This is a genomic window from Curtobacterium sp. BNK-1 (assembly GCF_048685235.1).
Lineage (GTDB): Bacteria > Pseudomonadota > Gammaproteobacteria > Enterobacterales > Enterobacteriaceae > Pantoea > Pantoea agglomerans.
Genome location: NZ_JBLQTJ010000002.1, coordinates 135,417 through 158,609 on the forward strand (window position 1 = coordinate 135,417; position 23,193 = coordinate 158,609).

Sequence of the window (23,193 nt, forward strand, 5' to 3'; positions counted from 1 at the left end):
CGCATCAGAAATCGGCTTTCAGAACCACACGGTAATTGGCTTTACCGGCGCGAACGTGATCCAGCGCTTTATTGATGTCAGACATCGGGAAGAACTCAACCTGTGGCGCAATATCCGCACGCGAGGCGAGTCGCAGCAGCGAACGCAGCTGGCCTGGTGAGCCGGTTGATGAACCGGTCACCGCTTTGTCGCCCAGGATCAGATCAAAAGCACTCACTTCAATCGGCTTCATCACGGCACCCACGGTGTGGAATTTACCCTGAGGTGCCAGCGCAGCGAAATAAGGTTTCCAGTCCAGGTCGACCGCCACAGTACTCAGGATCAGGTCAAAACGGCCTGCCTGCTTTTTCAGAGCTTCTGGATCACGGCTGTTAACCACTTCATCCGCGCCCATATCCAGGATCGACTGCTTCTTATCTGGCGTTGAGCTGAATGCCACCACTTCGGCACCCATCGCGTGCAGGATCTTGATTGCGATATGGCCAAGTCCGCCGATACCAATCACACCCACACGGCTGGTTGCCGTGATGTTGCTCATCAGCAGCGGTTTAAACACGGTGATACCGCCACACAGCAGCGGACCGGCGCTCGCCACATCCAGTTTTTCTGGCAGCGGAATAACCCATTGCCAGTCAGCACGCAGCTTCTCGGCAAAACCACCTTTGTTCATGATGGTCGGGATGCTGCCCTGCTGACAGTTAACCTGCTCGCCGTTAATACAGGCATCGCAGTGCTGACAGCTTTTTGCTGTCCAGCCGATTCCTACACGCTGGCCGACTGAAAGACCTTTGTTCTTAGCCGCTTCGCCCAGGGCAGAAACCCGGCCAATCACTTCATGTCCTGCAATCACCGGGAACTGAGAGATGCCCCACTCGTTGTCGATCATCGACAGATCTGAGTGGCAGACGCCACAATATTCGACCTGGACTTCGACTTCTTCGGCTGCCAGTTCGGCGGCATCGTACTCATAGAGTTCAAGGGCCTGGCCAGCCTGCATGGCTGCATAACTTTTAATTTTCATTCATACCTCTGCGTGGTTAATCACCGACAAGTGTAACAACTGAAAGCCCGCCCTGCCTGGTCGTTACGCTTACACCGCACTTTTTTGTCTTTTATGCTGATAAATCAGGCCTTAACCTGCCCACCGGAAAGAGTTTGTAACACCTTGAGCTGCGCGACGGCCTCCTGCATTGCATCCATCCCCTGCGTCAGTTCACGCAGGCTGCCGAGATGCTTCGCAATGTCAGCGCGCTCATGTCGCGTCTGTTGATTCATGGCCGCCAGCGTATCGGCTGCACTGATACTGCGCTCTGCCATCTGGGCGGCGGTCTGCGCCGAATCACTGGCCACCAGCCGGATACGTGAGATGGTGCTGACTGCCTCACCGATGTTACTGGCCGTAGCTTCAGCCTGCTCTTTTGAGGAGTGCGCCAGACGACGAACTTCGCCCGCGACCACAGCAAATCCCCGCCCAGCCTCGCCTGCACGAGCCGCTTCTACTGCGGCATTCAGCGCCAGGATGTTGGTCTGGAAAGCAATATTGCTGATGCCATGCGTAATCTCATTGATGCCGTTGGAAATTTTCTCCAGATCGTCCAGACCATCATCCAGCCGGCCCTGCGCCTGCTGACTCTCGGTGGCGATGTTACTGATGTTACGGATACTGCTCTCTGCCAGGCTCAGGGTTTCTCCCTGGCTCTGAGTGGCTGTTTCCAGCACCGGCAGCGCCTCCATCAGCGGCGTCAGCGCCTGCTGATAAGTGATAACCCGATCCAGCACCCGCGTCTGGATGCTGTTCAGCGCTTCCCAGCGGCGCAACGCTCGCTGCGCGTAGTGTGCCGCGTAGCCGGCGTACTCTACCGGGAACTGGCTCATCGCTTTGACGTCATGATTAAAGAACACCAGCGCGGAGAGCGTCTGATTGATGGGCACACCCAGGATTTCGCCGAAGCTGGAAAAACCGGCGGCGGCAATGCCTTTGAAGAAATGGGCATTATGCAGCTTATCGGCATTGCCGACACGGCGCAGAATACAGTCGTTCATCAGGATCGCCGCGGGTTTGCCATGCTGAGCGGTAAAAGCCTGCCACTCCTGCTGCGTCGTCTGTTTAAAGTCTTTCTCTTCCATCAGGAACAGTCGATCGCCAAACTCAAGATCGCAGAAAAAGTGTACGCCGCCCGATTCAATTTTGGCGATCGAGCGAATAAAGTACTCGCCGCCAACTTTAACGGCGAAAGTGAGTCCCTTTAGCCGTTCGCTGAGTTGCGCTTCGCTGCAGTTAAGATGTTCACATAGCGCCGCAACAAACGATTGCTGCTGCCCCTGGCGGTTAAATACTGACGTTACAGTACGCGCAACCGGATCGGCTTCAGCAATCAGCCAGCTCTGATCGCGTGGCGTAAAGTTCTGGCTTTTAAAAGGAGCAAATGATTTTCCTGGCGCCATCTGGCAGAACACAATCACAGCCTTGCCCTGCAACACCTTGCCACCTGTACCAATCCAGGTGCCATCAAAGGTGATTTTGCCTCCCGCCGAACCGCCAATCGCCAGGCAGGGAAAGCGCCCGCTGTTATACCAGGCCTGCATCAGAAAGCCTTCGGATGCCGATAATCCGTCGCAGTAAATCATGGCGAAAGTACGATCGGCCGAGAGCGGCATCCGCACCTGCAAGCGCGCCAGCTCCTGCTGGATGGCGGTGATGCGCTGGCTGGCAGTCTGCGTGTCGGCGACATGCAGATCAACAATATGCGTCTCATGGCGTGCGATCAGTGTGTCCGGCAGCCAGAGGTAGCTTCCCTCCGGGCCATTGCCATCACAGTAGGTGCTTTGCGATCTGCTGCTGCTCAGCGCGCCGTTGGAAGAGAGCGTCAATACCGTCAGGTCGGCGGAATTGAATCGCTGCCAGGCCTGACTGACCCGCTGAAAATCGGCTTCAGGCGGAACGAAGGTCATCAGGATGCCGCCCGCCCGCGAGCTTAAACCCACGGAGGCCAGTGAATCTGGCAACGCACGACAATCGTAGGTGCCATTGGCAGGCTGACTGCTACGCCTAAGACGGGCAACAGGCAGGTGTCTTTTGATCGTCTTAATGATCGACATATTATTATTTTCGCTTTTATTTGAGTAATTTGCGCTTAAATTAGCGCTTTCTGGTGTGTATAAAAGGAGGGCTAAAAGCAGGTCCGTTCGCGTTCAGAACTCGTCGCGGAGTGCCGGGTTCATCAATGATCGGCGCGCTCAACGCCTGTTGGTTATCGCCAGTAGCGGGAAAACCTTTAACGATTGCTGCAGTTGGTTTAATGGATGAAGATGTTATATTTTCGTAGCATAAAATAAGCTTTAGCGTGATTTTACCGGGAAGATATAAGGCTGTGCGGGTGACTGATGTTTACTGTTTGCGATACAGACTCATCAGTGCGACAATTGTAATGTCAAGTGTAAATACAAAGGAACTCGCTATGGGCACAATTAACATTCGAATCGATGATGACCTGAAGACACGATCCTATGCTGCGCTCGAAAAAATGGGTGTGACTCCTTCTGATGCGCTGCGCCTGATGCTTGAATATATTGCAGATAATGAACGTCTTCCCTTTAAGCAAACGTTACTCAGTGACGAAGATGCGGCGTTAGTAGACATAGTTAAAGAACGCCTGCGAAACCCTGAGCCTGTCCGGGTCACACTGGATGACCTTTAATGACCTGGCAACTGGAGTTCGATCAGAGGGCACTGAAAGAGTGGCGCAAGCTGGGCCCGACAGTACGTGAACAGCTTAAAAAGAAGCTGGCTGAGTGTCTTGAGTCACCCAGAATTGAGGCGAACAAACTCAGCGGGATGCCTGACTGCTATAAGATCAAGCTAAAGTCATCCGGTTATCGACTTGTATACCAGGTTATTGATGACCGGGTGGTGGTTTTTGTGGTGGCTGTCGGGAAAAGAGAGCGCTCAGAGGTTTATTCTGCCGCTTCCAGGCGTCTCTCTTAAACAGGAGACTTCACCGCTAACAAACAAAGCGGCGCTATTTCTGTTTATCTGTCACTCTGCTGGTTCCAGTGCTGTTCGCAGCGCTCCCGAGCTTCGGCAGGCAGGTCGCGTAAATCTGGCAGCGTGTCGCCGGAACCGTAGCCCATTGATCCCCTCGCTTCCTGCTGTTCATCCTGCGCGGCGAACGTGATTTTCTCATCCAGCTGCTGCCAGCTATCCCTCTGCGAAAAATTAAAATCAGACCTATCAATAATTTAAGTCTGTGCATTTGCATAAACGAAGCGGGCGACTATGCTTGCAGGTGTGACTAGCTAGTCCTTTTTATCTAATGGAACATTGATATGAGGTCTTCCTATGACACAACAGAAATACAGAGGTGGTGCCGGCAATTTTGCCAACGATCCAGAACGGGCGAGTGAAGCTGGCAGTGCAGGAGGCAAGGCCAGTGGGGGCAATTTCAAAAACGATCCTGAAAAAGCCAGGGAAGCCGGTCGGAAAGGAGGCAAAATTAGTCGCCGTCCTTCTAAGTAATTCTGAATAAAGCGCTTTAGGACGTATTACGCCATGGAATGGCATCTATTCCAATAAGGTTCATCATGCCCCCTCTTTTAGCCTTAATGCCTCTCTGACCAGGGTAAAAGCGGGTGAATGTTGCTTGCGGCTGGGATAGTAGAGGTAATAGCCGGGAAACGGCTCGCACCAGCGCTCCAGCACGCGGATCAAGGTGCCCTGCTCCAGCCCTTCTGCGACTTCCTGCTCAGGCAGGAAAGCGATCCCCAGCCCGGCGAGAGCCGCTTCTGCAATGTGTGCCGAAGTGTTGAACGTCAGCTGTCCATCCACCCGCACATTTAACGGCCCCTCTTCACCGTCAAACTCCCAGACGTACAACCCACCCGCTGTGGCCTGCCGCATATTAATGCAGTTGTGATGCAGCAGATCCTGCGGAACCTGCGGCGCAGCATGACGACGAAAGTAGTCGGGCGTGGCCACCGCAGCCATCCGTAATGGCTGGCTTATCGGCATCGCCACCATGTCTTTATCAATGGTGTCTCCCATCCTGACCCCTGCATCAAATCGATCGGCCACGATATTGCGTAAGCCATGATTAGCATCGAACTCAAGCCGGATATCAGGATAAGCCGCCAGCAATGGCGTCAGCTTTGGCATCAGGAGTGAGCTCAGAATATGCGGCCCGCAGGTGATCCGTACCGTGCCGGCTGGCTTGTCCCGCATCGCGGTCAGCATATCCAGTTCCGCCTCAATTTCATCGAACCGATTGCCAATCGCCTGGATTAACCGTTCACCCGCCGCGGTCGGTGAGACGTTACGGGTCTTGCGGGTAAGCAGCCGAATCTCCATCCGGTTTTCCAGCGCGGTAATGGTCTGACTTAACGCGGGCTGCGTCACGCCCAGCAGCGCTGCCGCGCGGGTAAAGCTGCCCTCACGCGCCACGGTAATAAAAGCCTGCAGGTCATTCATGTTGCGCTTCATACTGCACTCCCGCCGATAGATTTATAAGTTCTGGTTATAACCCCATTAAGGATTCATTAGCTAGTCAATATAAAGCGAAACAGTAAAATTTCCTGAGTTCATCAGCACCGCAAACAATGAAACAGGACACAACATGACTTCCACGGAAACAACTGACTGTTCCCCCCGGCATAAAGAAGCGCACTGGGGTGGTGTATGGGCAATGACGCTGTGTGTATTCGCGCTCATCGCCTCTGAATTCATGCCGGTCAGCCTGTTATCGCCGTTATCACAAGATCTGGCGGTCAGCGAAGGTCTGGTCGGACAGGGCATCGCTATCTCCGGCGCACTGGCAGTGATCACCAGCCTCTCAATAACCCGCATCGCAGGGAACCTCGACCGCAAAATTCTGTTGCTGGCGCTCACGCTGGTAATGGCACTATCCGGATTGATGGTGGCGATGGCACCCAACTATCTGACTTACATGACTGGCCGGGCATTGATTGGCGTGGTGATTGGCGGTTTCTGGTCGATGTCAGCGGCGGTCGCTATCCGGCTGGTCCCTACCGGGCAGGTGCCGCGCGCGCTGGCCATTTTCAACGGCGGCAATGCGCTGGCGACGGTTATCGCTGCACCGCTGGGCAGCTATCTCGGTTCTGTCATTGGCTGGCGCGGGGCTTTTTTCAGCCTGGTGCCGGTAGCCTTGATCGCCCTGATCTGGCAGGCGTTCACGCTGCCATCGATGCCGGTCAACTCGGCCCGGCAGCGCAGAGGAAAAATTCTGCAGCTGCTGCGTTCGCCACTGGTTACGGTGGGTATGACCGCCTGCGGCCTGCTCTTTATGGGCCAGTTCACCCTGTTTACCTATCTCCGTCCCTTTTTGGAAACCGTGACGCAGGTTGACGTTTCTGCGCTGTCGCTGGTGCTGCTGACTATTGGTGTCGCCGGCTTTATCGGCACGCTGATTATCAGTGCTGTTTTGCAGCGCGGATTCTATCTGACCCTGATGATCATCCCGTTGATTATGGCGCTGGTTGCGGTGCTGCTCATGGTGTTTGGTCATCACCTGTGGCTGGTGGCGCCACTGCTTGGCATCTGGGGACTGGTGGCAACAGCGGCACCAACCGGATGGTGGGCCTGGATCGCCAGAACCTTTCCGGAAAATGCCGAGACCGGCGGCGGATTAATGGTGGCCATCGTACAGCTGTCGATTGCTTTGGGGTCGACGCTGGGTGGCCTGGCCTTTGACCATGCAGGCTGGCAGACCACCTTTGCCATCAGCGCCACGTTACTGGTCACTGCCGCCGGACTGGCGATGATCACCGCCCGTAAGGAAAGCGCTGCCTGATAGCAGATGTGTTGTTTAACCGGGCAACCCGTTGCCCTCACGTCGTCAACCCCGATAAGGATCTTCTTATGAGAGCATTAACCCTGATGTTTGGACTGTTGATCAGTTCATTTGCGGCCAGCGCTGCCGATATGTCACGCGGCGCCGATAACTTTTATCAAAGCGATAAAGTCACCCGCGAGAAAGTCACCTTTAAAAACCAGTATCAGATGGGTGTGACCGGCACGCTGTACAGACCAAAAGAGGCCGGTAAAACGGCGCGCCTTCCGGCAATTGTGGTAGGTCATCCGATGGGCGCAGTCAAAGAGCAGAGCGCCAGCCTCTATGCGCAGAAAATGGCTGAGCAGGGTTTTGTTACCCTGGCAATTGATCTTTCATTCTGGGGCGAAAGTGAAGGTCAGCCACGCAACGCGGTCTCTCCGGATATCTATGCCGAAGACTTCAGCGCAGCCGTGGATTACCTGGGTACCCGCGAATTTGTCGATCGCGACAGGATTGGTGTGCTGGGCATCTGTGGCAGTGGCAGTTTTGTCATCAGCGCAGCGAAGATTGATCCCCGCATGAAAGCCATTGCTACCGTCAGCATGTATGACATGGGGTCAGCCAACCGTAATGCGCTGAATAAAAGCCAGACACTGGCGCAGCGTAAGCAAATCATTGAAGCGGCGGCACAGCAACGCTATGTAGAGTTCACCGGGGGTAAAACTGAGTACACCAGTGGTACACCACATAAAATCGATGCTGATTCGCCTCCGATAGCCAAAGAGTTCTATGATTTTTACCGGACGCCTCGCGGTGAGTTCACACCGAAAAACAGTTCAGCTGCGCTCACCACGCACCCGACGCTCACCAGCAACGTGAAATTCATGAACTTCTATCCGTTTAATGACATTGAGACCATCTCACCGCGCCCGATGCTCTTCATCACGGGTGATAAAGCGCATTCACGCGAGTTCAGCGAAGATGCGTTCCAGCGTGCGGCACAGCCCAAAGAGCTCTATATCGTGCCTGATGCAGGCCATGTGGACCTTTATGACCGCACTGACCTGATCCCGTTTGCGAAGCTGACCGCCTTCTTTAAACAGCATTTGTAATCTTCCGCTAATCATTGATCCCAGCCCGTCTGCAGCCGCCTGCAGACGGGCTTTCTGCGTTATTGGCCTTTGCGATGGCGGGTCAGGTAGTGCTTCACCAGCACAAAGAAGAGCGGAACAAAGAACAGCGCCAGTACCGTACCTGCCAGCGTACCGCCGATGATACCGGTACCGATGGCGATGCGGCTGTTAGCACCGGCACCCGTCGCCACCGCCAGCGGGATCACCCCGGCGATAAAGGCCAGCGACGTCATCATAATCGGCCGCAGACGGGTTCGCGCTGCCTGCAACGCAGCCGCGCTCAGCGAACTTCCCCGACGAACCGCATCCTCCGCAAATTCGATGATCAGTATCGCGTTTTTGGAGGTGAGTCCGACCGTGGTCAGCAACGCCACCTGGAAGTAGATATCGTTGCTTAATCCGCGCAGTGCCACCGCCAGCACGGTACCCAGCACGCCGAGCGGCACCGCTAACAGCACGGAGAAAGGCACCGACCAGCTCTCATACAGCGCAGCAAGACAGAGGAACACCACCAGAATCGAGATCGCATACAGCGTGGTTGACTGCCCGCCCGCCTGCTTCTCCTGCAGCGAAAGACCGCTCCATGCTCCTGTGGTCCCTGCCGGGAGTTCATTGGCCAGTCGCTCAATGGTGTTCATGGCATCGCCGGAGCTGAACCCTTCGGCGTTCTGCCCCTGTATTTCGTAGGAGGCAGAACCGTTGTAGCGGTTAAGGCTTTCGGGTCCCATGGTCCATCGGGTCGAGGCAAACGCCGAGAATGGCGTCATGGTGCCCTCACTGTTACGGATGTACCATTTATCCAGATCCGAAGGTGATGAACGATACTGACCGTCGCCCTGCACATAGACCCGCTTTACCCGACCCCGGTCGATGAAGTCATTGATATAGGCACCGCCCCAGGCGCTGGTCAGCGTATCGGTCACGTCATCCAGCTGCAGTCCCAGTGCCACCGCTTTGCTGGTATCAATATCGACCTGCAACTGCGGCGTCTGCGGCAGGATATTGGCCCGTACGCCGAGCAGTTCCGGACTTTGCGCTGCGCTTTGTAGCAGCTGATCGCGCAGGTTGCCCAGTTGCTCACGCGTGGTGCCACCACTGGCCAGCAGCTCATAAGTAAAGCCGTTGTTCTGTCCCAGACCCGGCACCGACGGCGGCGTCAGCGCAAAGATCTGCGCGTCCCGAATCGACGCCAGCGCGTAGGTGGCGCGCCCGGCAATCGCTTCGGCAGAGTTTTCACTACCCGGTCGCTGATCCCAGTTCTTAAGCTTAATAAACGCCATACCGGCATTCTGCGCAGCACCGCTGAAGTTAAAACCGTTGATGGTGAAGACCACATCAATATTCTGTTTCTCTTCAGTCAGGAACCAGTCAACAATCTGCTGATTGACTGCCTCAGTGCGACTGGCCGTGGCACCCGCTGGCAATGTCGCCTGAAGCATGATGCTGCCCTGATCTTCAGTCGGCAGGAAGCTACCCGGCAAGCGGGTAAACATCACAAACAGCACAACGCCCATTGCCGCATAAAGCGATACCATGATCAGCGGACGGCGCAGAGTGCTCACCACTTTGTGACGATACTGGCGCTCGGTGGCGGCATAAAAGCGGTTAAAACCGCCAAAGAAGCCTTTACGATGGGGTGAGGTCGGCCGCAGCAACATGCCACACAGTGCAGGCGTCAGGGTCAGTGCCACCACCACGGAGAAGGTCATGGCGGCGATGATGGTGATGGAGAACTGCCGGTAAATCACACCGGTCGACCCGGCGAAAAAGGCCATGGGCAGAAATACTGCGGAGAGCACCAGCGCGATAGCCACCAGCGCGCCGGAGATCTCTTTCATCGACTTTTCCGTTGCCTCACGCGCCGGCAGACCTTCGTCATGCATAATGCGTTCGACGTTTTCGACGACCACGATGGCATCATCCACCAGCAGCCCGATGGCCAGCACCATAGCAAACAGCGTCAGGGTATTGATGGTGTAGCCGCACAGCGCCAGTACGCCAAAGGTGCCGAGCAGTACCACCGGCACCGCCAGCGCCGGGATCAGCGTCGCACGGATATTCTGCAGGAACAGGTACATCACCACCACCACCAGCGCGATCGCTTCAATCAGGGTGATCACCACATCCTCAACGGAGATTTTGATGAAGTCAGTGCTGTCGAGCGCATAGGCCACCTCGTAACCTTCCGGCATTGAGTGGCGATACTCTTCAACTTTGTTTTTCACCAGCGTCGCTGTGGCCAGCGCATTCGCGCCCGGCGCCAGCATCACACCGACACCCGCCGCAGGATGCCCGTTGAGTCGGGTTGTCATGTCATAGGATTCGCCGCCCAGCTCCACCCGCGCCACATCACCCACGCGCACGATGGCACCGCTTTTATCGCTTTTGACGATGATGTTTCGGAACTGCTCTGGCGTCTGCAGTCGCGACTGCGCTCTGACCGTGGCGGTAAGCTGCTGATTGTCGGGCGATGGCAGGCCGCCGATTTTACCGGCTGAAACCTGAATGTTCTGCGAGCGTATCGCCGCCGACACATCGGAGGGCTGCAACGCAAAGGAGTTTAGTTTGAAGGGATCGAGCCAGATGCGCATCGCGTACTGACCGCCGAACACCTGAATGTCACCGACGCCTTCGGTCCTGGCCAGCGGCTCCTGCATATTACTGACCAGCCAGTCACCGATATCCGTGCTGTTGCTTTTGCCCGTGGTGTCATACAACCCCATCACCAGCAGGAAGTTTGACTGCGATTTGGTCACGGTAACACCAAGCTGCTGCACTTCGCTGGGCAGACGGGAGAGCGCCTGCTGCACCTTGTTCTGCACCTGCACCTGAGCCGTGTCCGGATCGGTGCCCTGACTGAAGGTGACGGTAACCGACACATTCCCCTGTGAACTGCTGCTGGAGGTAAAATAGAGCAGATTATCCAGCCCGGTAAGCTGCTGCTCGATCACCTGCGTGACGCTGTTCTCCAGCGTCTCTGCAGAAGCACCGGTGTACGTTGCGCTGATATTCACCGAAGGCGGTGCAACATCGGGATATTGTTCAACCGGCAACAGGGTAATAGAGAGCGCGCCAAGCAGCATGATTAAAATGGCAACAACCCATGCAAAAACGGGACGATAAATAAAAAAACGAGAAAACATCAGCGGGATCTCTTCCTTTTGGGCGGGTGCAAAACCTGCATTCCTGCAGGCTAACAAACAGCGTTGATTATAGGGTGTAACCTCAGGCTGAACATCCTGACGTGATCTTTTCTTAAGGCTGGCTGATCGTACCGTGACGCTGCATTTTCGATTTATCGCGGATTTAACTGTGCTGACATCCGATGTGGGCATCAAAGAGAAAGCCGATCCATAACGAATCTGCTGATGCATTAAGCAAAATGGTGAGCCCTGACTATTCTCAAATAAAGGATAATGATCAGGAGAAAACCATGAAATTTTTCTACTTCGTTTCGCTTATCGCCTCTGCCCTCTATTTACTGGCCTTCCTGCCTAAACTCCGCACCCGTCGTGAACCCATAGCCTACTGGGATGCTGGACTTATCTAGGTGCTAACGCCATTTTCTGGGCCGTTTATGGTGTCATGCATTACATTTGATATCATTTTTTAAGCAAAGCGGTAAACAGGGATGTTTTGGGCGCTATCCTGCTGATTAATTGGGTTAGCGTGAGCGGGAACGTAGAGATATATCATTTTTGATTTTTCATCACAGCGACATGATTTTGTGCCTTCTCACAGGCCCGGCAGTTATTCAGGATTGCGAGACGTGCTGGAAAAATCATATAAGGCGGCTATGCTGATTTTCAGCTAACCCTCTGGATTTTAAAGCCTCCCGTCCCGAGGAACACGATGATTTCTTCTTCTGTTCCGTTATGGGATATATTGGCATCACTATCGTGAAATTTTCTCTTCATAACAGGTTATCCCGGCAATGGCTTTGATCCCTAAAAACTACACGCGGCTGGAAAGCGGCTACCGTGAGAAAGCACTTAAAATCTATCCGTGGGTGTGTGGACGCTGCTCACGCGAGTTTGTTTATTCAAACCTGCGCGAACTGACGGTCCACCATATCGATCACGACCACACCAACAACCCGGAAGATGGCAGTAACTGGGAGTTGTTGTGTCTCTATTGTCATGACCACGAGCACTCAAAGTACACCGAGGCTGACCAGTATGGCACCCGTGTAGTGGCTGGCGAGGACGCACAAAAAGATGTTGGTGAGGCCACCTACAATCCCTTTGCTGACCTGAAGTCGATGCTGAATAAGAAGAAGTAATGGCTGAACTGTCAGGCTGGCCAACCTGCCTGACAGTGTCGCTTCCCGAAGAGAATCACAATGTCTGGCCGCGGCCAGAACATAACGTAGTCCGTCATGCCAGATGCCACCCTGGCCAGACTCAGCGCGATATGAATCCTTTACCAGCCGGTTATTTCAGATTTTGATATCAGTTATGGCCGGGAGAACCGTACGTCAATCCCCCCCTCACCGACACGCTTTTTGAGGCTATCTGTCGACAGCACCTTTCCTATTGGCGTGTAGCTATAGGAGGTCTGGAATGTCTCGTAAAAAAGAACCAGCGTCTTATTGCCATACAGCATCACATCGCCCTGCTGGATCGTGCCGGGTTTATGCGGATCGCTATTAAGAGCAGCAGGCAGGTCTGCAAACTTCTCATTGCCGTTCAGCTCCTCCATCGTCATGGTCAGCGGGAGTTGCTGTACAAATGCTTCCGCGGTGGCGTTATCCGCCAGCGCAATCTCATACGACTGATGGTTGATCGTCATAATAATCTTCATGGGACGCAGCTCTCCTGCCCGAACCGGGCCACTGGCTTTAGCGGGTATCAGACTATAGGTGGAAAGTAAGATCAGAAAAAGTAAGGCTCTTTTCATAAGGTTGCTCTCCGGATTATGGCGCATCTGTTCAGACATGGAGTGCGTTACTGCGATCGCCGTCCAGCCCTGAATAAACTGGCTCACTTACCCGCCGTTATCTGATGGTAAAGATTTATCCTTCACCCTTTCGCTGCACCATCACCCTGTCGGCGGAACTCGCGCGCCGCTTATTCTGCAACAGCCCGGATGCGCTGCGCTTCATCTGATGTGCTGAACTGATTTGCGGCTTACGTTTCGGACTGTCGAAACATTTTGAGAAATAATTTCCCTGAATAACAGCCGGTTTCCACGTTGTTGCAACTATTTCTGTACCAGGCTTAACAAATAACAACAGAGACAATGTGGAGCATTATGAAAGAGCAAAATCGCACAAATGGCATCGCTCCTTATGGGGGTGCCGCCGGAGGCTGGGGCGCACTGAAGGCGGTTGCCGATGCTATCCGCGGCCAGATGTCTGTGAAACAGGATGTGATCGCCCTGTTCAAAGTCAACCAGCCGCAGGGCTTTGACTGTCCGGGCTGCGCCTGGCCCGACCCGCAACATGCCTCATCATTTGAGTTCTGCGAAAACGGCGCAAAAGCCGTCTCCTGGGAAGCGACCAGCAAACGCACCACACCGGAATTTTTTGCCGCTCATACCGTGACTGAGCTGTGGGAGCGCAGCGCACTGCATCTGGAGGGCGAAGGCCGCCTGACCCATCCGATGAAGTACAATGCCGCTACGGATACCTATCAGCCCATCGAATGGGAGACGGCGTTCCGGGAGATTGGAGAGCATCTGCGCAGCTACGACGATCCGGACAGCGTAGAGTTTTATACTTCGGGACGCGCCTCCAATGAAGCGGCGTTTCTGTGGCAACTTTTCGCCCGCGAATATGGCACCAATAACTTCCCTGACTGCTCAAACATGTGCCATGAACCGACCAGTGTCGGGCTGCCGGAGTCAATTGGCGTCGGCAAAGGAACGGTAGAGCTGGAAGATTTTGATCACTGCGACCTGGTGCTTTGTATCGGTCACAATCCAGGTACCAACCATCCGCGCATGCTGGGCACGCTACGGGAAGTGTCGAAACGCGGTGCCACTATTGTGGCGATCAACCCGCTGCGTGAACGTGGCCTGGAGCGCTTTACTTCGCCGCAGAGCCCGATTGAGATGCTGTCAATGAGCTCCACTGAGCTGGCATCGACCTACTACAAGGTCAGGGTTGGCGGTGACGCAGCGATGTTGAAAGGGGTGATGAAGATCCTGCTCACTATGCACGAGGAGGCGCTGAGCAAAGGCGAACCCGGCGTCATTGATGAAGCGTTTATTACTGAGCACACTGAAGGCTTTGACGCCCTGAAAGCCGACCTGGAAAGCACGGACTGGGAGCATATCCTGAAAGTCTCGGGCATGGCGCGTGAGGAGATCCAGCATATTGCCCGGCTCTACGCCAGCGCTGAACGTACCATCATCTGTTATGGCATGGGAATTACCCAGCACCAGTACGGCACTCAGAACGTGCAGCAAATCGCTAACCTGCTGCTGATGCGCGGCAATATCGGCAAGCCGGGTGCAGGTATCTGTCCGTTACGCGGTCACTCAAATGTGCAGGGCGATCGCACAGTGGGCATCACAGAGATCCCGCCGCAGTCGCTGCTGGATGGCATAGAGAGGGTGTTTGGTTTCCGCCCGCCGCAGAAGCATGGTCACGGCGCCATTGAGGCAATAAAGGCGATGCGCGACGGCAAAGCCAAAGCGTTGCTGTGTCTGGGCGGCAACCTGGCGGAAGCGATTTCCGATCCACAGGTCACGTTCCCGGCGATGCGCAATCTTGATCTGGTGGTGCATATGGCGACCAAACTGAACCGCTCGCACCTGTTACTGGGTAAACATAATTATCTGCTGCCGGTGCTGGGCCGAACAGAGACCGATGTTCAGGCAACCGGCGCGCAGAGCGTCACCGTGGAAGATTCGATGTCGATGGTGCATGCCTCACGCGGTTCGCTGGATCCCGCCTCACCCCATCTTAAGTCTGAACCGGCGCTGGTCGCCTCACTGGCGAAGGCAACGCTGCCGGACAGCGTGGTTGACTGGTCGGCCATGGCAGCCGATTACAGCCGCATCCGCGATGCCATTGAAGCGGTGTTCCCGGCGTTTGAAAACTTCAATGAGAGGATTAAGCATCCGGGTGGATTCCGGCTCTATAACGCCGCATCAGAGCGCGTCTGGCTGACGCCATCTGGCCGTGCGCAGTTTAAAGTGATGCAGGGCATCAATGAAGATCCCCGGTCACTGAAGTGCCATGATCTGGTGCTCACTACCCTGCGCAGTCACGATCAGTACAACACCACGCTTTACGGGCTGAATGACCGCTATCGTGGCGTGACAGGCCGCCGCGATGTGCTGTTTATCAATGCAGAAGAGGCGGAGAAGCGACAGTTACGGGTCGGTGACCGTGTCGATCTGATGGCGCTGGACCCGGATGGCAATCCCACCTCGCGCCAGATGAAAAACCTGACCATCGTGATTATTGATATGGCCCCAGGTTCGGTCGGCGCTTACTATCCCGAAGCCAATGTGATGGTTCCGCTCGACAGCCACGATACCAAAAGCGGCATTCCCGCCTATAAAAGTATTCCGATATCCATGAAACGTGTCACTGACGAGACCCGGACGACCTCAGGCGTTTTACGCTAGTCAGGCGTCTCAATTTGCGAATGTTGCCAGCGTGGCCGGTGCTCCGGTCACGCTGTTTACCTTGTTTCACTCTGAAGTTTTATCGATCCTCTCTGCCTGCTTTACCGCCTGTAAAGCACCCGACGTGAAGCAAGCCTGACGGTAACATCATATACACTACAGTCCTGAAAACGGCTCTATAAACGATCGACTCTTTTTTGCCTGCGCAGATGTTCAGCGCCCTACCGGAAAAATGCCATGTTTCACCTGATTTTCAGCTTACCCAGCTGGTATGTAATTGCGCGCGTCATTATTCCTTTGTCCCTGCCACTTGTTGTAAAGATCCTGCTCTCCGCTCTGGTGCTGCTGGCGTCACAATATCTTCTGGTGAGCCGTTTTACCTCGGGCGGGATCTTCTCCGCTGAAATGCCCCGCATCATCATCATTCTGTTTAACTGGGCGTACAGCACCGTGCTGCTGCTGGCGCTGCTTCAGATGCTGATGGATGCGGTTATGCTGATTGCCCTGCTGTTGCGTCATCCGCTGGAGCTGGTTCCCGGTGTTCGCTATCTGGCCGTTGTGCTGGCGATGGGACTGGCTGCCTTTGGCGTTCAGCAGGCGATACGCGTGCCGCCGGTCAAAGAGGTGACTCTTGCGCTGCCCAACCTGCCCGCTGAATTCGATGGCTATCAGCTGCTGCAGCTGACCGACCTGCATATCACCCGGTTGTTTAATGCGGCCTGGACCGCCGCAATGGTTGAACGGGCAATGTCTCTCAAAGCCGATCTGATTGTGGTCACGGGCGATGTGATCGATGGCAACCTGGCGCATCGGCGGCAGGACGTTGCGCCGCTGCGCGGGCTCGCAGCGCCTGACGGCGTATGGGCTATCACCGGCAACCATGAATATTTCTTCCATCAGGCAATCTGGACGGCGCATCTGGCCTCACTGGGTCTGCAACCTCTGCTCAACAGCCATACCGTGATCCAGCGCGGAACCGCAAAGCTGGTGATTGCCGGCCTGCCGGACGCCTCCGCACCCGGCAGAAACGCGGTCGGCCCGGATCTGGCCCGCGCGCTGGAACAGGCACCTGAAAACGCGCCGGTAATCCTGCTGGATCACCAGCCACGCAATGCACGCCAGAACGCAGCGCAGGGCGTGGATGTGCAGCTCTCAGGACATACACATGGCGGCCTGATTATCGGGCTGGACAGGCTGTTTGCTAAACCCAACGCCGGGTTTGTTTCCGGGCTTTATCAGGTCGGCGGAATGCAGCTCTATGTGAATAACGGCACGGCACTCTGGCCAGGCATGGCGGTGAGGCTGGGTCGTCCCTCAGAACTCACCCGGATTACCCTTCGCCGCCAGCCGTAGTTGCGTGAAGAAATAGCCTCAGGAAAGTGCGGTTTTCGCAGGTGTGCATAAGATTGAGTGAGACAAAGGAGATCACCATGACGATGTTATGTACCGCCTGCGGAACGGCTTATCCCGCTCATTCCACTCATCAGCACTGTAAAATCTGTGATGATGAACGCCAGTACGTTCCGGCCGCCGGTCAGCGCTGGATCGCGTTTGATGAACTGCGCGCCAGCCACGCCAATAAGTGGACGGCTCACAGCGATGCGCTGTTAAGTCTTAAAACCGTGCCTGAGTTTGCCATCAACCAGCGCGCTTTTCTGCTGCGCACGCCGCACGGCAACGTGCTGTGGGACTGCATTGCCAACCTTGATGATGCCACCTATACGCTGATCGCGGCGCTGGGCGGCATTGATGCTATCGCCATTTCACATCCGCACTACTACACCACCATGCAGGAGTGGGCTGAAGCGTTTAATGCGCCCATTCATCTGCACGCCCGCGATCGTCAATGGATTGTGCGGAAGAGTCCACATATCCAGTTATGGCAGGGCGAGTCGCTGACGCTGATGCCCTCTGTGACGCTGTTACAGCTGGGCGGTCATTTTCCCGGCGGCAGCGTGCTGCACTGGGACGAAGGAGAAGGGATGATTCTGGCGGGTGATATTATCCAGGTCACGCCGGGTGCGCATGGCGTGTCGTTTATGTGGAGCTACCCGAATATGCTTCCGCTGTCAGCCGCTACGGTAGGCGACATACTGCATAGGCTCTCCGGCGTGACATTCGGGCAACTGTATGGCGCGTTTGAAGGGCAGGATATCCATCAGCAGGCAAAAGAGAAGGTGATGCGGTCGGGCGAGAAGTATCTGGCCTGTCTGCAGGATCATCAGGCGTAGCGCGGAATAAACGCTGAGAAGAGAACAGCCACCCACAGGCGGCTGTTTAACACCATTATGCGGTCTGGAACACCGCAACCATCGTACGTAACTGCCCTGCGCGCGCGGCGAGCTCATCAGCTGAGGAGGCCGACTCTTCAACCAGCACGGCGTTCTGCTGCGTCACCTGATCCATCTGGTTCACCGCAATATTGACCTGCGAGATACCACTGCTCTGCTCTTCGGATGAAGAAGTGATGTCGCGCATCAGCTGAGAGGTCTGTTCAATGGCGCTGACGCTCTGTTTCACCTTATCGCCTGCGTTCTGCGCCATGGCGATCCCTTCCTGCGCGTGGCCGACTGACTGCTCAATCAGACCCTTGATCTCTTTAGCTGCACTGGCTGAACGTTGTGCCAGTGCCCGCACTTCCGATGCAACAACCGCAAAACCTTTACCCTGCTCACCGGCGCGTGCCGCTTCCACGGCCGCATTCAGTGCCAGAATGTTGGTCTGGAAGGCGATACTATCGATCACCGAGGTAATCTCTTCAATTTTACCTGAGCTGCCACGAATTTTGTGCATGGTCTCCATCACCGAATCCATTGCTGCACCACTGGAGAGTGCAGCCTGCGTGGCAGATTCCGCACGGGCGGAGGCAAAGCGCGTGTTATCCGCGTTCTGCTGAATGATTGCCGCCAGCTGCTCCATGCTGGCAGCCGTTTCAGCCAGTGAAGCCGCCTGTTGCTCGGTGCGTGACGACAGATCGCCATTGCCACGGGCAATCTCTTCTGAGGAGTTGGCGATGGTGGCCGCGTTACCTTTGATATCCGACACCAGTTGAGCAAGGCGCTGCTGCATCCGCATCAGTGCATTCAGAAGCTCAGCCATCTCATTGCTGCCGGAAACGTTCAGCTGTGCCGTCAGATCGCCCGCCGCGACGCGGCTGGCAACTTCGACCGCTTCTTTAACCGGCCGGGTAACAGAACGGGTGATCATCACGGCCAGCAGAATGGCCAGCAGCGCGACGGCAAACAGACCTGCCAGTAACAGATATTGCGCATAGCGGCGTTCCTGGATCTGCGTCTGCATCATTCCTTCCAGACGATGGCTGGTTTGTTCACCCAGCTCGCCGTAACGGTTAATCGCCTGGGTAAAGATCCGTACATAGTCAACCGGCGTCACGCTGGCGTGACCGCTGACAAAGACACTATCAGCCAGATTCAGCGCACTCAGCGCCTGCTGGTTCGCATCCTGTGCCAGATTGCCAAAGGTGGTTTTAAGATCTGGCTCAATGGAAAATACTTTATCCATGTTGCCGCTAAACTGTCTCAGCGCCGTTTTGCCATAATCAAGCTGAAATGCCATGCGGCTGCGATCGGCATCCGACACATTCCCACCCGCAATCAGCGACGTGCCGCTAGCACGAATCTGTCCCAGCGTTTCAGTCAGTTGCGGCAGGCGACTAAAGATACTGACAATCAGCTGGTAGGTATTCAGATCGGCATCCAGCGATAGCTGATAAAAATCAAGTACATCCTGGTTCGTATCGAGTAGCACCTGAATCAGCTGAGCATGTCGCGTCAGGCTGGTTGCCAGGGTCAGTTTGCCCGCGTTAATATCGTTCTGCAGCTGGCTCCACTCCTGATTAACCCGCTCCAGCCGCTTCAGCGGCTGCGCCTGCTCATTATTCTGACGTAATTCGTCAGCAATCGTCTGAGATAAGCGATTAACCTCACTGACCAACGCCATACGTGGCGCGTTATCTGGCTTGTTCAGCGAGATAGCGATCGCGCTTTCCGCACGGTGCCGCTGCAGCAGGTTCAGCAACTTGAGCACCTTTCTTTCGACCGGTATACCGGTCAGTTCCACATTCTTTGTATCAATAAGCTGGTTGCCCGTCTGAATAAACAGAAAGGTGGGTAAAATAAACAGCACCAGCGCAAAGGATCCGAGTAACAGGAATTTCGCTGGCAAATTAATCCGGTCGAGTATTTTTTTCATTCTTTTCCGCTCTGATGTGTGAGACGTGCAGGTGTGTAGCGCACGAAATAGCTTTCGTAATATTATTTTTACCGTTTCTTTGACATAGCCAGAGATGCCTCATGCAGCACAATGTCGCTATGAAGAAAGGAGTTTCGTAAAAAAATCAGAAGTACATATAACACGGAAGGGAGTATAGATTGCGCTGCGTTATTTTACAGTGAATAAAATGACAATATTTACTTCAATATCCGCCTAAGCCAAACTTAAAAAAATACCTTACAAATCATAAAATTGAAATAAAAACACCTGGCAAAAAGCATTAAGCAACGAGCCTGACTTCAGCGTTATTGTTTTGAAGATAAATAAATTCAAGTTACATCATGAATAGCCGATAACTGACATCCTGCCTGTATCTGACTCATTATCACCAGACTATCAAAACAAATATCTACGCCCGGCAAATTCCAATTTAAACCTTATAACCCTAAAGAGTTATTTGCGATTTTAAAATGAAATCGATTTCATATTATATTTATTTCAGGAAAAGCCGCTTTATTTATTTTGATTTAAGATAAAAAAAGCCCCCACATTGTGGAGGCCCTTAAGTTACTGCTCAACTATTAAAAACTTTCCCAGTTCGCCTTAGTCAGGTCGATGGTCTGGTGCTCAGGCTGCTTTGTGTGTAATACCGGACGCCGTACTGCAGCGGTCTGCTGCGACTGTACTGCACGGTTATCGCTTTCCAGCTTAAAGGTCGCCACCAGCCCCGACAGCGTTTCTGCCTGCTCCTGCAGCGACTTAGAGGCGGATGAGGCCTCTTCCACCAGCGAGGCGTTCTGTTGCGTCACTTCATCCATCTGGCCAATGGCCTGATGAACCTGTTCAATGCCTTTACTCTGCTCAGAGGTAGCCGCCGCAATCTCATTGACCAGATCGGCCACCTGCTGAATCGCCTGACGGACATTTTCACTGTTAGATCCAACGCCGCTGGCCTGCTCTAAACCGTGCTCGACCTGTGAAACCGATGTTGAGATAAGATCCTTAATTTCACGGGCGGCAGAAGAGGAGCGCTGCGCCAGATTGCGCACTTCAGAGGCAACAACGGCGAAGCCGCGACCATGCTCGCCTGCACGCGCTGCCTCGACTGCCGCATTCAGCGCCAGAATATTGGTCTGAAACGCGATGCCTTCAATCAGTCCGGTAATTTCAGAGATTTTGGCAGAGCTGGCGCGGATTTCATCCATGGTACTGAGCATCTGCTTCACCGCCGTCCCATTCTGGATTGACATGTGATTCGCGTTATTTGCCAGGCTGCTGGCCTGTTGCGCACCCTCTGAGTTCTGTCGCACCGTTTCGCTCAGTGTCGCCATGCTGGCTGAGGTTTGCTCCAGTGAAGCCGCCTGTTCTTCCGTGCGTGCAGAGAGATCTTCGTTGCCCGCCGCTATCTGCGTTGATCCGGTACTCACCGATTGCGCGGCGTGGCTGACGGAGAGCAGCGTGCCGGAGACGCGCGCCAGTAGCTGATTAAATGCCATCGCCGTTTTGCCGATCTCATCCTTACTGCGGACCTCCGCGGTATGAGTCAGGTCGAGGGTATGACTCACCTGCGTCATGGTATTGACCATGCCTGAGAGGCTCTTTTTGATGCCGAGAATCACCTTAGTGGAGAAACCGGCCAGTATCAGAATAAGCAGCAGCGATCCGCCAGACATCGCCCACAGGGTCTGGCTATAAACGCGCTTGTTCTCCGCCCTGAGCTGTTCGCCAATATCGATATTCAGCTGAATCTGACGAGTGAAATCCGCTTCCATCTTACGGGATGCGGCACCAATACCGCCCTCACTCTGCAATAACGGCAGCGTGACCGCATCATTATGGGCGCGTGACGCGGCAAGAAATGCCGGCAATGCGCTGCGGACCGCATCCAGATTTTTATAGGCCTGTTCCGTCATCGCTTTGTCTTCATCGTTCGAGATGTCGTTAGCCATGTAGTAATCATTAAGCGACTTAATCTGCGAAAGCAGATTCTCAATGCGCTCTTCCGCAGCAGGGAATTTTGTCGCATCGCTGGTGCTGTGGTGGCGATAAAGCGCAATCCCCAACTGATTGGTCACGCTGATCGATTTATTGAGATCGCGAATGCTGGGTATTGCGTTCATCTGTACATATTCAAAGCGGGATTGAAAGCCCGAAATTACTGATAAAGAGATAATCACCAGCGCAATCAGTGACATTGCAAGCAGTGAGAAAATCAATACCAGACGTTGTGTAATAGTCATACTTGCCCCCGGCAAAAAAAGAATAATCTGGACATAATTCAAAGTTGGATCGTTCTTATCGGCTCTTGTCTGCAGGGCTTTAATTAAGCATGGCGAATATATTTTTTTATTTTTCCTTGCGAATGGTACAGAGTGAACTAGCCAGAACACTACTCTGCCATTTATTCATTTTTATTTTGACACACCTTTTTACATCTCATCATCTGAGATAAATTTGCCACATCTCCTGTCAGAAGATTTCCACTGCCGGATGGTCACAATGAAGCGGAAGCAGCCATTCATTTGGATCTGATAATTAGCCCGCTAATTCAACAGCGATGCTGACGATAATTGTTAAGGAGAAGGCGATTTAAATTCGTGGGATACCGTCGCAGACGCAGCAAAGGCAGGGCTTGTAAAGCTGAAGAGCTGAAGGGGTGAAAAACCAGCATGACAGTCTGTCATCAGATTTTCTGATAAGAGGATGACTGGCTACCTGTCAGATAACAGGCGACGGTGGGAGATTTTAGCCTTTTGTGTCAGGGCCAGATTAAATCAGTGAAATCGCTGGCGGAATGCTGAATCTGGTCTATGCTCACTGGCCCGACCAGGCTTTAGTCTGTTGGGTAGCAATAACGCTTAAAATAAAAAAAGGTAGTCGTCATGGATTTAGCCACATTTGAAACCAGAACCGGTCTTTGGCCACACATGCAGTTTACGGATGTTGAATATGAAGTGTGCAGCGCAGGTGTAGAGATCTATGCCATTGATGTCAGTCGTCAGACCAAGAGCAAGCTATTTATCTGTCGTGTCACCAACGAGCAGCAGGCAGCGTCGCTAACGGCACAGTTCAAAGAGTGGTTGCCGAAGTTAAAGCTTAAAAAACGCAAAGTCGCATTGAATCTGGCGCGCATGGCGTGCGAGAAGAGCTTCCCCGCGAATCCTAAATTCCAGGATCGGTCTGACATGCGTCGGAACACATCCAGGCTCTGATGCCTGCTTCAGCCTGTATCTGTTACAGCAGTCAGGCTGAAACCCTTTCTTATCCTGTCTGCGCTGCGGCACGTTTTAATCACGCGCCGCAGGCACACGGAACAGTCGACATTCTCCAGGCTCAATTGAGATATCACTGAAAGTCGTGATATGCATCTCGATCCAGGTATTCGCGGCCCGAAGCGTGTGAGGTGATTTGCGTTGTTCCAGTTCAGCCACAAAATCCCGGGTACTCACTGTGCACTGACC

The 23,193-nt window shown here is 54.1% G+C and carries 16 protein-coding genes and 1 pseudogene; 10 read left to right on the forward strand and 7 right to left on the reverse strand.

The features are described 5' to 3' along the window. Nucleotides 1-4: 4 nt before the first annotated feature. Complete coding sequence (gene ahr / locus ACMGGP_RS19685) at nt 5-1,021, reverse strand: NADPH-dependent aldehyde reductase Ahr (RefSeq protein ID WP_010257039.1); 1,017 nt, start codon at nt 1,019-1,021, stop codon at nt 5-7. A 104-nt stretch (nt 1,022-1,125) separates the two neighbouring features. Next, complete coding sequence (locus ACMGGP_RS19690) at nt 1,126-3,099, reverse strand: methyl-accepting chemotaxis protein (RefSeq protein ID WP_498798752.1); 1,974 nt, start codon at nt 3,097-3,099, stop codon at nt 1,126-1,128. Between the two features lie 359 nt (nt 3,100-3,458). On the opposite strand from ACMGGP_RS19690, the gene ACMGGP_RS19695 reads away from it, so the two are divergent. The 3 genes from ACMGGP_RS19695 (at nt 3,459) to ACMGGP_RS19705 (ending at nt 4,516) form a co-directional block, all read left to right on the forward strand. Further along, nucleotides 3,459-3,698: a type II toxin-antitoxin system RelB/DinJ family antitoxin gene (locus ACMGGP_RS19695; protein WP_010257033.1), complete on the forward strand. Its 240-nt coding sequence runs from the start codon at nt 3,459-3,461 to the stop codon at nt 3,696-3,698. Further along, the gene (locus ACMGGP_RS19700) at nt 3,698-3,985 is read left to right on the forward strand and encodes a type II toxin-antitoxin system RelE family toxin (RefSeq protein WP_033759930.1); all 288 of its coding nucleotides are present in this window, start codon (nt 3,698-3,700) and stop codon (nt 3,983-3,985) included. Before ACMGGP_RS19695 ends, ACMGGP_RS19700 begins: the two co-directional genes overlap by 1 nt. A gap of 354 nt (nt 3,986-4,339) precedes the next feature. Then, nucleotides 4,340-4,516, forward strand: a complete 177-nt coding sequence (locus tag ACMGGP_RS19705; RefSeq protein ID WP_010257023.1) for a con-10 family general stress protein — start codon at nt 4,340-4,342, stop codon at nt 4,514-4,516. Between the two features lie 63 nt (nt 4,517-4,579). Here ACMGGP_RS19705 and ACMGGP_RS19710 read toward each other — a convergent pair whose 3' ends face one another. Continuing rightward, nucleotides 4,580-5,476: a LysR family transcriptional regulator gene (locus ACMGGP_RS19710; RefSeq protein WP_498798753.1), complete on the reverse strand. Its 897-nt coding sequence runs from the start codon at nt 5,474-5,476 to the stop codon at nt 4,580-4,582. Nucleotides 5,477-5,609: 133 nt separating this feature from the next. Between ACMGGP_RS19710 and ACMGGP_RS19715 the strand changes: the two genes are divergently transcribed. Together ACMGGP_RS19715 and ACMGGP_RS19720 are read left to right on the forward strand one after the other, a co-directional pair. Continuing rightward, nucleotides 5,610-6,803 carry an MFS transporter gene (locus tag ACMGGP_RS19715; RefSeq protein ID WP_498798754.1) on the forward strand — a complete coding sequence of 398 codons (1,194 nt, stop codon included), beginning with the start codon at nt 5,610-5,612 and terminating at the stop codon, nt 6,801-6,803. Nucleotides 6,804-6,871: 68 nt separating this feature from the next. Further along, on the forward strand, nt 6,872-7,897 hold the full coding sequence (locus ACMGGP_RS19720) for an alpha/beta hydrolase (protein WP_033759924.1): 1,026 nt from the start codon (nt 6,872-6,874) through the stop codon (nt 7,895-7,897). Nucleotides 7,898-7,956: 59 nt separating this feature from the next. Here ACMGGP_RS19720 and ACMGGP_RS19725 read toward each other — a convergent pair whose 3' ends face one another. After that, entirely contained in the window at nt 7,957-11,061 is a 3,105-nt protein-coding gene (locus tag ACMGGP_RS19725) for an efflux RND transporter permease subunit (RefSeq protein WP_045139847.1), read from the reverse strand. 791 nt (nt 11,062-11,852) lie between these two features. On the opposite strand from ACMGGP_RS19725, the gene yajD reads away from it, so the two are divergent. Continuing rightward, nucleotides 11,853-12,200: an HNH nuclease YajD gene (gene yajD / locus ACMGGP_RS19730; RefSeq protein WP_003850685.1), complete on the forward strand. Its 348-nt coding sequence runs from the start codon at nt 11,853-11,855 to the stop codon at nt 12,198-12,200. A 173-nt stretch (nt 12,201-12,373) separates the two neighbouring features. On the opposite strand, the gene ACMGGP_RS19735 is transcribed toward yajD, so the two are convergent. After that, nucleotides 12,374-12,904 (reverse strand): cyclophilin-like fold protein, encoded by a 531-nt coding sequence (locus tag ACMGGP_RS19735; RefSeq protein WP_223566300.1) that lies wholly within the window; start codon nt 12,902-12,904, stop codon nt 12,374-12,376. A gap of 267 nt (nt 12,905-13,171) precedes the next feature. Here ACMGGP_RS19735 and ACMGGP_RS19740 point away from each other — a divergent pair, with 267 nt between their 5' ends. From ACMGGP_RS19740 to ACMGGP_RS19750, 3 genes are all read left to right on the forward strand, one after another. Beyond that, complete coding sequence (locus ACMGGP_RS19740; protein ID WP_498798755.1) at nt 13,172-15,499, forward strand: FdhF/YdeP family oxidoreductase; 2,328 nt, start codon at nt 13,172-13,174, stop codon at nt 15,497-15,499. Between the two features lie 237 nt (nt 15,500-15,736). Next, complete coding sequence (locus ACMGGP_RS19745) at nt 15,737-16,852, forward strand: metallophosphoesterase (protein ID WP_033759918.1); 1,116 nt, start codon at nt 15,737-15,739, stop codon at nt 16,850-16,852. A gap of 77 nt (nt 16,853-16,929) precedes the next feature. Then, nucleotides 16,930-17,730 (forward strand): MBL fold metallo-hydrolase, encoded by an 801-nt coding sequence (locus tag ACMGGP_RS19750; RefSeq protein ID WP_498798756.1) that lies wholly within the window; start codon nt 16,930-16,932, stop codon nt 17,728-17,730. A gap of 55 nt (nt 17,731-17,785) precedes the next feature. On the opposite strand, the pseudogene ACMGGP_RS19755 reads toward ACMGGP_RS19750, so the two are convergent. Then, nucleotides 17,786-18,691 (reverse strand): annotated as a pseudogene (locus tag ACMGGP_RS19755) (methyl-accepting chemotaxis protein); the annotation flags it as partial. 1,622 nt (nt 18,692-20,313) lie between these two features. Continuing rightward, nucleotides 20,314-21,972, reverse strand: coding sequence for a methyl-accepting chemotaxis protein (locus ACMGGP_RS19760; RefSeq protein WP_498798757.1), 1,659 nt, complete (start codon nt 21,970-21,972; stop codon nt 20,314-20,316). Nucleotides 21,973-22,614: 642 nt separating this feature from the next. Between ACMGGP_RS19760 and ACMGGP_RS19765 the strand changes: the two genes are divergently transcribed. Then, entirely contained in the window at nt 22,615-22,944 is a 330-nt protein-coding gene (locus tag ACMGGP_RS19765; RefSeq protein ID WP_010256979.1) for a hypothetical protein, read from the forward strand. Nucleotides 22,945-23,193 lie beyond the last annotated feature (249 nt).